The sequence below is a fragment of the Streptomyces sp. NPDC058240 genome (genome assembly GCF_042882135.1).
GTDB lineage: Bacteria > Actinomycetota > Actinomycetes > Streptomycetales > Streptomycetaceae > Streptomyces.
Window position 1 is genome coordinate 685,363 of the sequence record NZ_JBHVWT010000001.1, and the last position, 14,357, is coordinate 699,719.

The 14,357-nt window shown below is 70.2% G+C and carries 12 protein-coding genes and 2 tRNA genes; 4 read left to right on the top strand and 10 right to left on the bottom strand.

Going from position 1 to position 14,357, the window contains the following annotated elements; all coding sequences use genetic code 11:
* Positions 1-16 precede the first annotated feature (16 nt).
* From ACFVX4_RS03085 to ACFVX4_RS03095, 3 genes are all read right to left on the bottom strand, one after another.
* Positions 17-622 (bottom strand): ATP-dependent Clp protease proteolytic subunit, encoded by a 606-nt coding sequence (locus tag ACFVX4_RS03085; RefSeq protein ID WP_329202714.1) that lies wholly within the window; start codon positions 620-622, stop codon positions 17-19.
* Between the two features lie 265 nt (positions 623-887).
* Entirely contained in the window at positions 888-2,294 is a 1,407-nt protein-coding gene (gene tig / locus ACFVX4_RS03090; RefSeq protein WP_389971339.1) for a trigger factor, read from the bottom strand.
* Positions 2,295-2,503: 209 nt separating this feature from the next.
* Positions 2,504-2,580, bottom strand: a tRNA-Pro gene (locus ACFVX4_RS03095).
* Between the two features lie 166 nt (positions 2,581-2,746).
* On the opposite strand from ACFVX4_RS03095, the gene ACFVX4_RS03100 reads away from it, so the two are divergent.
* Positions 2,747-2,820, top strand: a tRNA-Gly gene (locus ACFVX4_RS03100).
* Between the two features lie 125 nt (positions 2,821-2,945).
* Here the strand turns inward: ACFVX4_RS03100 and ACFVX4_RS03105 are convergent.
* The gene (locus tag ACFVX4_RS03105; RefSeq protein WP_266419258.1) at positions 2,946-3,140 is read right to left on the bottom strand and encodes a hypothetical protein; all 195 of its coding nucleotides are present in this window, start codon (positions 3,138-3,140) and stop codon (positions 2,946-2,948) included.
* 478 nt (positions 3,141-3,618) lie between these two features.
* Between ACFVX4_RS03105 and ACFVX4_RS03110 the strand changes: the two genes are divergently transcribed.
* Positions 3,619-4,770, top strand: coding sequence for an acyltransferase family protein (locus ACFVX4_RS03110; protein ID WP_389971341.1), 1,152 nt, complete (start codon positions 3,619-3,621; stop codon positions 4,768-4,770).
* Positions 4,771-4,809: 39 nt separating this feature from the next.
* On the opposite strand, the gene ACFVX4_RS03115 is transcribed toward ACFVX4_RS03110, so the two are convergent.
* The 3 genes from ACFVX4_RS03115 to ACFVX4_RS03125 are packed head-to-tail and all read right to left on the bottom strand — an operon-like array spanning position 4,810 to position 8,645.
* Positions 4,810-5,316 carry an HD domain-containing protein gene (locus ACFVX4_RS03115; protein WP_389971343.1) on the bottom strand — a complete coding sequence of 169 codons (507 nt, stop codon included), beginning with the start codon at positions 5,314-5,316 and terminating at the stop codon, positions 4,810-4,812.
* A gap of 9 nt (positions 5,317-5,325) precedes the next feature.
* Positions 5,326-7,800: an FtsX-like permease family protein gene (locus tag ACFVX4_RS03120; protein WP_389971345.1), complete on the bottom strand. Its 2,475-nt coding sequence runs from the start codon at positions 7,798-7,800 to the stop codon at positions 5,326-5,328.
* Positions 7,800-8,645 carry an ABC transporter ATP-binding protein gene (locus ACFVX4_RS03125; protein ID WP_389972089.1) on the bottom strand — a complete coding sequence of 282 codons (846 nt, stop codon included), beginning with the start codon at positions 8,643-8,645 and terminating at the stop codon, positions 7,800-7,802. The genes ACFVX4_RS03120 and ACFVX4_RS03125 overlap by 1 nt, the downstream gene beginning before the upstream one ends.
* Positions 8,646-8,973: 328 nt before the next feature.
* Here ACFVX4_RS03125 and ACFVX4_RS03130 point away from each other — a divergent pair, with 328 nt between their 5' ends.
* Entirely contained in the window at positions 8,974-10,170 is a 1,197-nt protein-coding gene (locus ACFVX4_RS03130) for a cation:proton antiporter (protein ID WP_389971347.1), read from the top strand.
* A gap of 177 nt (positions 10,171-10,347) precedes the next feature.
* Here ACFVX4_RS03130 and ACFVX4_RS03135 read toward each other — a convergent pair whose 3' ends face one another.
* Positions 10,348-11,493 (bottom strand): PP2C family protein-serine/threonine phosphatase, encoded by a 1,146-nt coding sequence (locus tag ACFVX4_RS03135; RefSeq protein WP_389971349.1) that lies wholly within the window; start codon positions 11,491-11,493, stop codon positions 10,348-10,350.
* Between the two features lie 105 nt (positions 11,494-11,598).
* Here ACFVX4_RS03135 and ACFVX4_RS03140 point away from each other — a divergent pair, with 105 nt between their 5' ends.
* Positions 11,599-12,831, top strand: a complete 1,233-nt coding sequence (locus ACFVX4_RS03140; protein ID WP_389971351.1) for a GNAT family N-acetyltransferase — start codon at positions 11,599-11,601, stop codon at positions 12,829-12,831.
* 30 nt (positions 12,832-12,861) lie between these two features.
* Here ACFVX4_RS03140 and ACFVX4_RS03145 read toward each other — a convergent pair whose 3' ends face one another.
* Together ACFVX4_RS03145 and ACFVX4_RS03150 are read right to left on the bottom strand one after the other, a co-directional pair.
* Positions 12,862-13,671: an Fpg/Nei family DNA glycosylase gene (locus ACFVX4_RS03145; protein WP_389971353.1), complete on the bottom strand. Its 810-nt coding sequence runs from the start codon at positions 13,669-13,671 to the stop codon at positions 12,862-12,864.
* 99 nt (positions 13,672-13,770) lie between these two features.
* A complete protein-coding gene (locus ACFVX4_RS03150; protein ID WP_072483643.1) occupies positions 13,771-14,259 on the bottom strand; it encodes a ribose-5-phosphate isomerase in 489 nt (162 codons plus the stop codon).
* Positions 14,260-14,357: the final 98 nt, after the last annotated feature.

A 14,357-nucleotide genomic window follows, 5' to 3' on the forward strand; every position in this document is an offset into this window, starting at 1 on the left:
TCCGGTGGGTACCGGATCAGGCGCCGGTGCCGCCGCCGCCCGGAACGCCCGATGCGATCGTGATGATCTCGTCGATGAGGCCGTACTCCTTGGCCTCCTCCGCGGTGTACCAGCGGTCGCGGTCGCCGTCGCGGATGATCGTCTCGACCGTCTGGCCGGAGTGGCGGGCGGTGATCTCCGCCATCCGCTGCTTGGTGCGCAGCAGGTACTGGGCCTGGATCTTGATGTCCGAGGCCGTACCGCCGATGCCGGCCGAACCCTGGTGCATGAGGATGTCGGTGTTCGGGAGCGCGAAGCGCTTGCCCGCGGTGCCGCCGGTGAGCAGGAACTGGCCCATCGAGGCCGCCATGCCCATACCGATGGTAACCACGTCGTTCGGGATGTACTGCATGGTGTCGTAGACCGCCATGCCCGCCGTCACCGAACCGCCGGGGCTGTTGATGTAGAGGTAGATGTCCTTGTCCGGGTCGGCGGCAAGGAGAAGCAGCTGCGCCGTGATCTTGTTGGCGATCTCATCGTCGACCTGCTGACCGAGGAAGATGATGCGCTCGCCGAGCAGTCGGCTGTAGACCTGGTCACCGAGGCCTCCACCGAGGGACGGCTCTCCGGCGGCGTAGGGCATCAGATTCGTCACGTATCCACCTGCTCGTCTCTGACGGCTCCGGCCGTCTCAGCGTCTTCGTACCGGGTGGGCGGGGACTCCCCTGCCCTTCCTATTCATGGACCCTAACGCGCAGGTAGGACAACGCCATCCCGCTTCCGCAACTGTTCGCTGGGAGCGCAAGCTCCGCAGTCCGCACAAGGGTTGTGGGGCACCGTACGCCATACGACGACGGGCTCCGGACGCACAAGCGTCCGGAGCCCGTCGTTCGGGTTCAGCGCGAGGCTCAGGCCTCGTTCTTCTCCTCGGCGGCCTCGGTGACGTCGGTGGCTGCCTCGGTGGTGCCCTCGGCGGCCTCGACGGCCTCGATGGCCTCCTCCTCGTCGTCCTCCAGCTCGACGAGCTCACCGTTGGTGTCGACGACCTTGGCGGCCTCGACGACCACGGCCAGCGCCTTGCCGCGGGCGACCTCGCCGACGAGCATCGGCACCTGGCCGCCCTCGACGACGGCCTGGGCGAACTGGTCGGGGCTCATGCCGGAGGAAGCAGCGCGCCGCATGAGGTGCTCGGTGAGCTCCTCCTGGTTGACGTTCAGCTTCTCCTTGTTGACGATCTCGTCCAGGATGAACTGGGTCTTGATGCCCTTGATCGCCTGCTCGGACGTCTCGGCGTCGAACTCCTCGGCCGTCTTGCCCTGGATCTCCAGGTACTTGTCGAGGGTCAGACCCATCTGACCGAGCTGGTGGTGCTCCAGGTTGTGCTTGCGGGTCTGGACCTCGTCCGCGAGCAGCTTCTCCGGGATCGGGACCTCGGCGAGCTTCAGCAGCTCGTCCAGGACGCGCTCCTGGGCCTGGGTGGCCTGGTCGTACTGCTTGGTGTTCTCGAGGCGCTTGCGGCTGTCCGCCTTGAGCTCGTCGAGGGTGTCGAACTCGCTCGCCATCTGGGCGAACTCGTCGTCCAGCTCGGGGAGCTCACGGGCGGCGACGGTGGCGACCTTGACGGTGACCTCCGCCTCCTTGCCCTCGGCGGAGCCGCCCTTCAGCTCGGAGGTGAAGGTGGTCTCGCCACCCGCCTCCAGGCCGGTGACGGCGGCGTCGATGCCGTCGAGGAGCTCTCCGGAACCGATGGTGTACGAGACACCCTCGGCCACGCCGTCCTCCAGGACCTCGCCGTCGACCTTGGCCTGCAGGTCGATCGTCACGACGTCGCCCTCGGCGGCGGCGCGCTCGACCGGGTTGGTGGAGGCGAAGCGCTCGCGGAGCTGCTCCACGGCCTTCTCGACGTCCTCGTCGCTGACCTCGAGGGCGTCGACGGTGACCTCGATGCCGGAGTAGTCCGGAATCTCGATCTCGGGGCGTACGTCAACCTCGGCGGTGAAGGCCAGCAGCTCGCCGTCCTTCAGCTCGGTGATGTCGACCTCGGGCTGACCGAGGACATTGAGCTCACCCTCGTTGACGGCCTCGGTGTAGAACTTCGGGAGGGCGTCGTTGACGGCCTCCTCCAGCACCGCACCGCGGCCGAAGCGCTGGTCGATGACCCGGGCAGGGATCTTGCCCTTGCGGAAGCCCTTCACCGTGACCTGCTGGTTGATCTTCTTGTACGCCGCGTCGAGGCTGTCCTTGAGCTCCTCGAAGGGCACCTCGACAGTGAGCCGAACCCGGGTCGGGTTCAGGGTCTCCACGGCGCTCTTCACGGTTCGGTCTCCTTGTGGCTGACTTCTTGGGGTTCTGCTCCGCCGCACGGAGGCGGCTTCGCGGACCGAGCCCGGTACATCAGACACACGGGCACGCATTTTGCATAGTAACGGCAAGGAGTCGGACTCCCACAATGCGATCTTGCCCGTGGTCTGCGATCTTGCGGGTGGTCCCTGTTCCTGCTTGCGATGGTCCCTGATCTTGCCGGTGGTCGGGGTGGCCGGATTCGAACCGACGACCTTCCGCTCCCAAAGCGGACGCGCTACCAAGCTGCGCCACACCCCGTCGGTGCGACACGTAGGGTACATGCAGTCAGGCGGTGCATCGGCCGCTTTGCGCTGGCGGCACCGAACGCGACACCGGGTCGCCGCAATCGGGTGTGCGGGCAGCGCCCGTGAACCGCTACGATGCTCCACGTGCCGCCGGTCCTCCAGACCTGTGGTGCGGCTTTGCGGGCGTAGCTCAATGGTAGAGCCCTAGTCTTCCAAACTAGCTACGCGGGTTCGATTCCCGTCGCCCGCTCCATGCTTGGGCCCGGTCCGGCGAATTCCTCGCCGGACCGGGCCTTTTGCGTTCTGTTCGCGTGGTGCCGGGTCGCCCGCGCCGGAGCACGGACGAACGGTTCGGCCGGTTCGGCCTGATCCGCCGGATCAGAAGGAGATCTGGTTGATGGTCTCCGCTATCGAGTTCATGAATCTGTTGATCGACGGCGCCATGCCGGTCGATGCCAGGAAGAAGCCGAAGAGCACCGCGACGATCGCCGGCCCGGCTTTGATGGAGCCGCCCCGGATCAGGACCACCAGGATGATCGCCAACATCAGCACCACAGACAGTGAAATGGCCACGACTGATCACACCCTTGGTCGGTCCGCCTTGCCGGCCCGGAGGGGTGCATCCGAGCACTCCTCCGTCACGTCCATCGTGCCACCAACTCCCCTGTGGTCGCTGCCAGGTGACGGATCGAACTGACAGGATCGCGCCATCCTTGCGCCCCGCGCGCGCCTGGGGCGCACAACCGCACGAGGGGTCGCACGGGGCCCGGTCAATGCCCCGCACACCTGTGAGCGAACTGTGAATCCATCAATCGCAATGACGTGCGAATGTGACGGTTTCCATATCCACACACTTCATTCACATGCAATTCCAAGGTTCAAGTGCGATGAAATTCACGCCCCCCAACAGCCTTCCGATATGCACCATTTAAGGTGGATGAATCGGTGCATAGCGGGCGGTTGCCGGTGGTTTCACTTTCGATTGGTCGGGAACACGCGATATCCCTGAGCGGTTTTACGAATTCCAATCGAGGCGTCTAAGGTGCATGAGATGTTCCACGCTCCGAACGTATTTCAGAGGGCCCCGCTCCCATCGGCGACCCGGGAGTCGGAGCCCAGACCCCGAGGGACGACCGCCACCGCGGCACCCCCCGCACCGGTGGCGAACAAGCCTCCGGCGACCGCACCGGCGAAGAGGCGTGACGCCTACTTCGACAACGCCAAATATCTGGCCATCGTGCTCGTCGCGGTGGCGCACTCGTGGGAACCGGTGATGGACGGCAGCCGGACCGCCCGTGCGCTGTACATGGTGGCGTACACCTTTCACATGCCGGCGTTCATCATCGTCTCCGGCTACTTCTCCCGCTCGTTCGACATGTCCGCCGCCAAGGTGAGGCGCCTGGTCACCGGCGTCGCCGTGCCCTATGTGGTGTTCGAGACGGCGTATTCGCTGTTCAAGCGGTACGCGGACGACCAGGCCGATCTGTCGGTCACCCTGCTCGACCCCTGGTACCTCACCTGGTTCCTGATCGCGCTGTTCATCTGGCGGATCACCACGCCGCTGTGGCAGGCGCTGCGCCATCCGCTGCCGGTCGCGCTCGTCATCGCAGTGCTCGCCTCCTTCTCCCCGGCGATCGGCGACGATCTCGATCTCCAGCGTGTTCTGCAGTTCCTGCCGTTCTTCGTGCTGGGGCTCCGGCTGCGGCCCGAGCACTTCCAGCTGGTGCGCCGGCGCGAGGTGCGGATGCTCGCGCTCCCGCTGTTCGCCGGGGCCCTGGTGTTCGCGTACTGGGCGGCGCCACGGATGCAGTTGGGCTGGTTCTACCGCAGCAACAGCGCGCAGGAGATGGGCGCCCCGTGGTGGTCCGGTGCCGTGATGACGCTGGCGATGTTCGGCTGCGCGCTGCTGCTCACCATCGGGTTCCTGTCCTGGGTGCCGCGCCGCCACATGTGGTTCACGGTGCTCGGCGCCGGGACGATCTCCGGCTATCTGCTGCACGGCTTCCTGATCAAGGGAGCCGGATACGCCGGGGTGTTCGACATCTACGACTGGCTCTCGGCGCCCGCCGGCCTGGTCCTCGTCTCCCTGGTCGCGGCCGTTGCCGTGACACTGATGTGCACGCCGCCGGTGCGGCGGGCGCTGCGCCCGGTGACCGAGCCCGACATGGACTGGGCGTTCCGGCGGGACTCGGCCAGGCTCTGAGAGCCTGGCGGGTGACCTCTGATCGGGCGGCCGAGTGGATCAGTCCTTCGCCGTGTTGGCTTGAACCGATTGCTCGGCGGGCGATTCGCCCGGGGTGAGACCCAGCAGTCCCCGTACCAGCGCATACTTCTCGGTCAGCCGGGTACGGGTCGCCGGTTCCAGCACGGCGAGGCGGGCCGGGTCCGCGTTGTGTGCCAGGTCGGACTCCTTGATCAGCAGCGCGCCCGGGGTGTCCAGGATGCGCCGGGTGTACGAACGGAGGTCCTCGCCGTCACGTTTGGTGACGGCGAGGACCATGTCCTTCACCTGCTGCGGCAGCGCGGCGTCGGCCAGCCACCGCGCCGACAGCGCGTCGTCCTCGACCGCGTCGTGCAGCCAGGCCGCGGCGATCTGTTCGTCGCTGCCGCCCCTGGTCCGTACCCCCTCGGCGACGGCGGCGAGGTGTTCGGTGTACGGGCGTCCCGCCTTGTCCCGCTGCTGGGCGTGGGCCTCACGGGCGATCGCCTCTACTTCGGCCAGGGTCAGGTGTGCGTGTGACGCGGTCATGACCCGACTCTACGGACGGGCGGCCGTTCCGCGCAGGGCCGCTCGGGCCGGGACCACCATGGCGAAGAGGCCGAGGCCGACGGTCGCGGCGACGAAACTCCCGTACAGGACCGGCGGGATGTACGGCGACTCGCCGGTCAGGCCCTTCATCATCGGGAAGAGCGTGGCCATCGCGATGCCGGTGCCGAGCGCGACGCCGGCCACCGTGACCAGCAGCGCCTCCCAGCGGATCATGCCCATGACCTGACTGCGGGTGGAGCCGACCAGGCGCAGCATGGTCAGTTCGCGGCGGCGGTCGAGGACGGTCATCACCAGGGTGTTGATGGCGGCGATCGCGGCGAATCCGCCGAGTACCGCGGCCATGACGGTGTTGGCCCAGGCGTTGAGCTCGCGGTCCTTGTCCTGTGCCGTGGCGTAGCCGGAGGAGTCGGTGACGGTGCCGAGCGCGGTGAGCTTCTGTGCGGCGGCGGGGGTGGCCCGTACCAGGATGTCGGTGGCGTACGGCGAGGTCATATGGGTCTTCAGGTCGGCTGCGGGGAACGTGACGAGGCTGGTGCCGAGGCCGCGTCCGTAGACCGCGACGACCTTCGGGTTCGCCTTGGTGCCGTCCGGCAGCCGCAGGGCGAGCCGGTCGCCCGTGCGCACGTCCGCCGTGTCGGCGAGCGTGGTGTCGACGGCGACGGTTCCGGGCCGCAGGCCGGTGAGGGAGCCGGTCCTGACGTCGAGGTCCTGGACCCTGGCGAGCTCCTTGCCGGAGCCGATGACGCCCTGCGCGGAGGCGCTCTGCAGCACCAGGCCTCCGCCGCCCTGCACCAGGACGGAGCCGCGGAGCAGTCCGACCGCGGTGGAGACACCGGGAGTGGCGGCGGCCCGTCCGGTCGCGTCGGAGCCGAGTCCCGCCGGGGCGGAGACGATGTGGTCGGCGGTGATCGCGTCGCGCTGCTGGTGGGCGGTCACCCGCTCCTGGCTGGTCTGCATGAAGACGAGCGTCGACGAGAAGGCCATGGCGAGCACGATCGGGGTGATCGCGGAGGCCAGCCGACGGGAGTTGGTACGGGAGTTGGCGGCGGCCAGCGAGCCCGACGCACCGGCGGCGCGCAGCGGGAAGCCGATGACGGCGGCGCAGATCCGGGCGATCACCGGGCCGAGCAGCCCGACCGCGACCATGAAGAGCATGACGACGCCCAGGGCCGCGTTCGCCGAATCGCCGCCGGACGTGGAGGCCGCGACTCCGGCGAGGACCACACCGCCGACGAGGGCGGCGATGCCGAGCGGGGTGCGGATCACGCCGAACGGGGCGCGCTCCACGGCCGTCTGGGCCAGGGCGAGTCCCGGCTTCAACTTGGCGGGGCGCCGCGCGGCGAGGTAGCCGGCGCCCAGCGCGGTGAGCATGGTGGTGGCCGCCGCGATGGCCAGTGGCAGCCAGGAGATGTGCAGGGTGACGCTTTCGAGGACCGCTCCCCGGTCCTGGAGCTGTCCGAACCACCACTCGGCCAGGGCGGTTCCGGGCAGGCAGCCGAGCGCTCCGGCGAGCGGGGCGACGAGCAGGGACTCCGTGGCGATGGTGCGGCGCAGCTGGCGCGGGGTGGCCCCGATGGCACGCAGCAGGGCGAACTCTCGGCTGCGCTGGCCCACGGAGAGGGCGACCGTGCCGGCGGCGGTGAAGACGGCGACCAGAGTGGCGACGCCGCCGAAGGAGAGGCCGAGTCCGAGAAGGAGTTCCTTGGTGCTCGCGAGGGCCGGGGTCTCGACGGCGCCCCGGTCGTCACCGGTGTGGACCTTGGCGGTGGCTGCGCGGCCGACGGCCGTGCGGACCTGGTCGGCGAGGGTGTCGGTGGCGGTGCCCCGGTCGGCGAGCACGGCGATGGCGTCGACCCGGCCGGGGTGGCCGGAGAGCTGTACGGCCTGCCGGTCGGCGAACCAGACGGTGGCGTCGGCGGCGGTGGTGCCCGACACCTGGAACTCCCTTACGCCCGCGGGCGTGTCGAGGGCGACGGTGTCGCCGACCCGGCTCTTGGTGCCGGCCGGGACGACGACCTCGCCGGCCCCGGGCGCGTCGCCGGTGACCAGCCGCGTACCGGTGAGGGCGGTGGAGCCCCAGCCGTGCGCGGTGAGGGGGGTGCCGTCCTGTCGTACCGAGTAGCCGACGTCCCCGATCGCGGTGGCGGCGCCGGGGGCCGAGGCGGCCTTCGCCACCAGGGATTCGGGCAGCCGCGCGGTGTCCGGGATCAGTACGTCGGTCTCCTCCGTGCTGTCGCCGCTGCCGGACTTCAGATGGATCTTCTGGTCGGCGGCGACCACCACGGGGGCCTTCGCGTAGCGGTCCGCGGGTACGGAGGCGCGCAGGCCGGACTCCGTCAGGATGCCGCAGGCGGAGACGACGGCCGCGGCCAGCAGGAGCGCGACGAAGGTCCCGATGAACGACGAGGGTTTGAAGCGGACGGCCGCGCGGGCGAGGCCGTTCGGGGCGTGCGGGATGGACATCAGGCTGCTGCTCCTGCGTGGGCGGGGGCGGTGCGCGCGGTCAGCGCGGTCATCCGGGCGGCGATCTGTGCGGCGCCGGCGCGCGGCAGGCTGTCCGCGATGGCGCCGTCGGCGAGGAAGAGCACCTGGTCGGCGTAGGCGGCGGCGGCCGGGTCGTGGGTGACCATGACGACGGTGGCGCCGAGGTTGTCCACCGCGTTGCGGAGCAGGGCGAGGATCTCGGCGGCGGTGGTGGTGTCGAGGGCGCCGGTCGGCTCGTCGGCGAAGATCACATCGGGCCGGGTGACCAGGGCGCGGGCGACGGCGACGCGCTGCTGCTGGCCGCCGGAGAGCTGGCCGGGGCGGCGGTCGCCCTTGTCGCCGAGGCCGACCCGGGTGAGCATCTCGGTGGCTTCGCGGCGGCTGCGGGCGGAGCCGGTGCGCTGTCCGGCCAGGCGCATGGGCAGGACGACGTTCTGCTCGACCGTCAGGGACGGCAGCAGGTTGAAGGCCTGGAAGACGAAGCCGAGGCGGGTGCGGCGCAGTTCGGTGAGCCGGTTCTCGCTCATGCCGGTGATCTCGGTACCGCCGAGGCGTACGGAGCCCTCGGTGGGACGGTCGAGTCCGGCCGCGCACTGGAGGAAGGTCGACTTCCCGGAGCCGGACGGTCCCATGACGGCGGTGAAGCTGGAGCGCGGGAGGGCGAGGTCGATGCCCCGCAGCGCGTGGACGGCGGAGCCGCCCCGGCCGTACTGCCTGCGGACGCCGCGCAGTTCGACGGCGAGGTCCGAGGGCCCGGACCCCTGGTGGATGTCCGTCGGGTACTGCCTGTCCTGCGCGCGCTGCCTGGTGCTTCGCAGCCCCATGATGTCCGCCTTCCGTCGCTCATCGGCCGCTTCTTCGACCACGCCTCGAACCTACGGATCGGGGGCGGGTCCGGACCATGGCGGCTGCTGGCGGATCGGGGGTGGGGAAAACCCCAGGTCCCAACGGGGGGATGGCGGACCGCGGCGGACGGAACACCGACGTCTTCCCGGCGGATTCGCGAGGGGTTCCGGAGGCATTCCCGACGTTTTCCCGAAGGGGACAGTTGCAACGTCAATCGTTCGGTAAACTAATTACTGACGCTTCCTTGACACTCTCTTGACCTAACGAAGGATCGGGCCCATCGGACACGCAGACACGCTCATCGCCATGGGCGGCGCCTTCCTCGCCGCCGCCGTTCTCGCCCGCGTCGGCAGCCGCATCGGACTGCCGACCATCCCCCTGTTCATCCTGGCCGGAATCCTGCTCGGCCCGCACACGCCCGGCATCGTGCTCGTCGCCGACCCGCACGAGCTGGAGATGCTCTCCGCACTCGGCCTGGTGCTGCTGCTCTTCTACCTCGGTCTCGAATTCCACCTCGACGACCTCAAGACCGGCGGCCGCAAGATGGCCATCGCGGGCGGCACCTATCTCGCCCTGAACGTCGGCGCCGGGCTCGGCTTCGGCTTCGCGCTCGGCTGGGGCACGTCGGAAGCACTCGTCCTCGCCGGTGTGCTCGGCATCTCGTCGTCGGCCATCGTCACCAAGGTCCTGGTCGACCTGGGCCGTATCGGCAATCCGGAGACCAAACCGATCCTCGGCATCATCGTGGTCGAGGACGTCTTCCTCGCCCTCTACCTGGCCGCGCTCCAGCCCATCCTGTCGGGCGCCGACAGCCTGTCCGCCGCGGCGGTCGACGGCGGCAAGGCCTTCGGCTTCCTGCTGCTGCTCGCGCTGGCCGCCCGCTTCGGCACCCGGGTCATCGGCAAGCTGATCAACACCCGTGACGACGAACTCCTCGTCATCTCCTTCCTCGGCGCCGCGGTCTTCGTGGCGGGCGTCTCGGAGTGGTTCGGGGTCGCGGACGCGATCGGCGCGTTCATGGTCGGCCTGATGCTCGGCAGCACGACCTCCGGCGAGCGCATCCTCAAGCTGGTCCACCCGCTGCGGGACGCCTTCGGCGCGATCTTCTTCTTCGCCTTCGGGCTCTCCATCGACCCGGGCGATCTGCCGACCGTGCTGTGGCCGGTGCTGGCCGCCGTCGCGGTGACCCTGGTCATGAACGTCTTCGCCGGGCTCGCCGCCGCGAAGGTGTACGCGTTCGGCCCGCAGGCCACGGCGAACATCTCCACCACGCTGGTGGCGCGCGGCGAGTTCGCCCTGATCCTCGCGACGATGGCGGCGGCCGCGGGGCTGGACGAGCGGCTCTCCCCGTTCATCGCGGGCTATGTGCTCCTCCTCGCGGTCCTCGCGCCGCTGGCGGCCGGGCGCTCGCACTGGCTGGCCCGCATCCTGCCGGGCGGGCGGGGCCGGGGTGAGGACAGTGACAGCGACGACGGCGCCGGGAAACTCGCGGTCCCGGCCTGAGAGGCTGTCGGGTGACCTCCAATCGGGCAGCCACGGTCTGGCACGCACGCTTCCCGCGGTGTTCCGGGTACGGGGACGGGCCTCGCCGTACCCGTACCCGGACATGCCGGTGTCCACGTTCCGGTGATGGACCGATCGCCGTTGACCCGCGCCCGGTTCGGGCCGTTTGCGTACGGTTCAGGATCTGCGCGACAACAGCAGCAGCGCCCGGTCGTCGTTGACGTCCTTGGCGCACGCCTCGATCAGATGCCAGGCCGCGCCCTCGAACCCGGTGGCGACATAGCGGTCGGCCTCACCGGTCAACCGGTCGATGCCCTCCGCGATATCGCGGTCCGATGCCTCGACCAGGCCGTCCGTGAACAGCATCAGCACGTCGCCGGGGGCCAGCGAGCCCTTCACGGCGTCGAACTGCGCCCCGTCGTACACCCCCAGCAGCGGCCCCTCGGCCGCCTTCTCCTCCCACTGACCGCTGCCCGAGTGGAGCTGGAGGGCGGGCGGGTGCCCGGCCGACAGGAGTTCGTAATCGCCCGATTCGAGGTCCAGGACCAGATGGATCGAGGTGGCGAACCCCTCGTCCCAGTCCTGGCGCAGCAGATAGCCGTTGGCCGCCGGCAGGAAGCCGTGCGGGGGCAGCGAGCCGAGCAGACCGCCGAAGGCCCCGGACAGCAGGAGGGCGCGGGAGCCCGCGTCCATGCCCTTGCCGGAGACATCGGTGAGCACGGCTTCCAGGGTCCGTCCGCCGTTGGTGCGGGCGGCGACGACGAAGTCCCCGGAGAAGGACTGCCCGCCCGCCGGGCGCAGCGCCATCTCGCGGTGCCAGCCCTGCGGCAGCCTGGGCAGGGCGCTCTGCACCCGGATGCGTTCGCGCAGGTCGAAGAGCATGGTGCCGCCGCGCCGCCACGGCACACCGACCCTGGCCCGGAACTGGGCGAGGACCAGCCCGAAGAAGCCGCAGGCCGCGACCACCAGGACGATTCCCGGTGTCACCCGGGCCGGACCGTCGTCGTACGGGCCCAGTCCGATCGACTCCACGATCAGGGCCGTGGCGGCGGTCGCGTACAGGCCCAGCAGACTGGCCGGGCGCAGCAGCAGGCCGCCCGCGACGATCGGCAGGACGAGTGCGGCCGGTGAACACCACATCGGATCGAACAGCGTGGCGCAGGTGATGGCGGGAATGGTCAGCAGCAGGCCGACCAGCGCGATCCAGTCCGAGCCGTCGCCGCGGAAGTAGTCGACACCGGACTTGCGCAGCGCGATGCGTGCCCGGTGCGCCGATTTCCGCAATCGGGCCGGGTACGTGTCTGCTCCTGCGCGACGGGCCATTGCCGGGACCCTATCTACCCGGCCGCCCGAGGTGCAGGGGGACCCCGTGACAATGCGTTCGAAATCGGGTCGCCCCGCCGCCCTGCCCCCTGGTAGGCATGGCCCATGACTACTGAGCTTCGTGTACTGCGTCCGTCCGAATGGAACCAATGGTTCGAGTGTCTGGAGCTGGCGTTCGGCGGGGACCCGGAGACTCCCGAGGAGCGCGAGCTGTTCGAGCAGCTGACCGAGCCCGAGCGGTCGCTCGGCATCTGGGACGGTGACGACGTGGTCGGCACGGCGGGGGCGTTCAGCTTCCGGGTCGCGGTGCCGGGCGGGGCGCTGGTGCCCGCCGCCGGGATCACGATGGTGAGCGTCGCCTCCACGCACCGCAGGCGCGGGCTGCTGACCTCGATGATGCGCCGGCAGCTGGACGACATCCGCGCGCTGGGCGAGCCGTTCGCCGTACTGACGGCCTCGGAACCGGTGATCTACGGCCGGTTCGGCTACGGCGCCGCCTCGCGGCAGATGTCCCTGACGATCGAGAAGGACCGGATCCGGCTGGACGTGCCGCCGGGCACGGACGAGGTGCGGCTGCGCCACGCGAAGCCGGACGAGGCGATGGCGGCGTGCGAGAGCGTGTACGAGCAGCTGGTCTCCGGCCGTCCCGGCGTCCCGGCCCACGCGCCCGGCTGGGAGCGCAAGCCCATGGTCGACCCGGTCGCCCACCGACAGGGCTCCTCGGCGCAGCAGTGCGTGCTGGCGGAGCGGGACGGGGAGATCGTCGGCAATGTGACGTACCACATCAAGCCGGAGTGGGAGCCGGCCGGCCCCAAGGGCACCGTCGTGGTCAACGACCTGGCCGCGCTGGACCCGGCGGCGTACGCGGCGCTGTGGCGCTTCGTCTTCGACATCGACCTGATGACGACGATCGTGGCCCGCAACCGCCCGGTCGACGACGCGGTGCTGCACCTGGTGTCGGACGTGCGGCGGTGCAACATCCGGGTCCGCGATTCGCTCCATGTGCGTCTGGTGGAGCTGGGGGCGGCGTTGGAGGCCCGGACGTACCGGGGCCCGCTGGACGTGGTGTTCGAGGTGGAGGACGCGTTCTGCCCCTGGAACGCGGGGCGTTGGCGGCTCACGGCCGACGAGAAGGGCGTCGCGTCGTGCCGGCGCACCGACGACCCGGCCGATCTCGCGCTCTCGGTACGGGAGTTGGGCTCCGCGTATCTGGGCGGCGAGTCGCTGAGCTCGCTGGGTCTGGCCGGGCGGGTACGGGAGCTGCGGGCGGGCGCGCTGGCGGAGACGTCGTCGGCGTTCTTGTCGGACACGGCCCCGTGGCTGCCCAGGGGGTTCTGAGGGCAGTCCCGTAACCCCTGGCGGGCGACTTCAGGGCTTCTGGCAGCCCGGGCACCAGAAGAGATTGCGGGCGGCGAGGTCGGCGGTGCGGATCTCGCCGCCGCAGATGTGGCAGGACTGGCGGGCCCGGCGGTACACGTACACCTCGCCGCCGTGGTCGTCGACCCGCGGCGGGCGCCCCATCGCCTCCGGCAGGTGCTCGGGGCGGACCGTGTCGATCCGGTTGTTCCGCACGCCCTCGCGCATCAGCGCCACCAGGTCCGCCCAGATCGCGTCCCACTGCGCGCGGGTGAGGTCCCTGCCGAGGCGGTACGGGTCGATCCCGTGCCGGAACAGCACCTCCGCGCGGTAGACGTTGCCGACCCCCGCGATGACCTTCTGGTCCATCAGCAGGGCCGCGACGGTGATCCGGCTGCGCGAGATCCGCAGCCAGGCCCGCTCGCCGTCCTCGTCGGTCCGCAGCGGGTCCGGTCCGAGGCGGTCGTGTATCGCGCGCTTCTCCGGATCGGTGATCAGCGCGCAGGCCGTCGGACCGCGCAGATCCGCGTGGTGCTCCTCGTTCAGCAGGCGCAGCCGGACCGTGCTGGTGGGTGGCGGGGCCGGGACCGTACCGAATCCGAGCTTGCCGAACAGGCCCAGGTGGATATGGACCCAGCCGGTGCCCCCGAAGCCGAGGAAGAGGTGCTTGCCGTGGGCGTCGACGCCGGTGAGGGGCCGGCCGTCGAGCAGCGCGGCGCCGGCGGAGAACTTGCCCTGCGGGCTGCTCACCCGCACCGGCCGCCCGGCGAACCTGTCCCGGTGGTCCGCCGCGAGGCGGTGGATGGTGTGTCCCTCGGGCACGGCGGCGGCTCTCCTCGGTGACGTAGGGACGCGGCGACGGGGTGACGCGGAGAAATGGCTGTGCCGCCGGGAGCACCGGCGGCACAGGGGTGGGGCGGGTCAGCCCTGCTGCGGGTGGTGGGCCGGGATCGGGGGGAGCTCGCCGGTCGTCTCGTACGCCGTCAGCATCTCGATGCGACGGGTGTGACGCTCCTCGTTGGAGTACGGGGTGGCGAGGAAGATCTCGACGAACTTGGTGGACTCCTCCACCGAGTGCATCCGGCCGCCGATGGCGACCACGTTGGCGTTGTTGTGCTCGCGGCCCAGGGCGGCGGTCTGCTCGCTCCAGGCCAGTGCGGCGCGGACGCCCTTGACCTTGTTGGCGGCGATCTGCTCGCCGTTGCCGGAGCCGCCGATCACGATGCCGAGGCTGTCCGGGTCCGCGGCGGTCCGCTCGGCGGCACGCAGGCAGAACGGCGGGTAGTCGTCCTGGGCGTCGTAGATGTGGGGACCGCAGTCCACGGCCTCGTGGCCCTGGGCCGTGAGCCACTCGACGAGGTGGTTCTTGAGTTCATAGCCGGCATGGTCCGAGCCGAGGTACACGCGCATGTGCCGAGTGTGGCACGTGCGACGCCGGGTAGCCGCCATCGGGGTCGGAACGTTCCGACCGGTCCGCCGGGGGCCTGCGGCGGACCTCGTGTGATCGC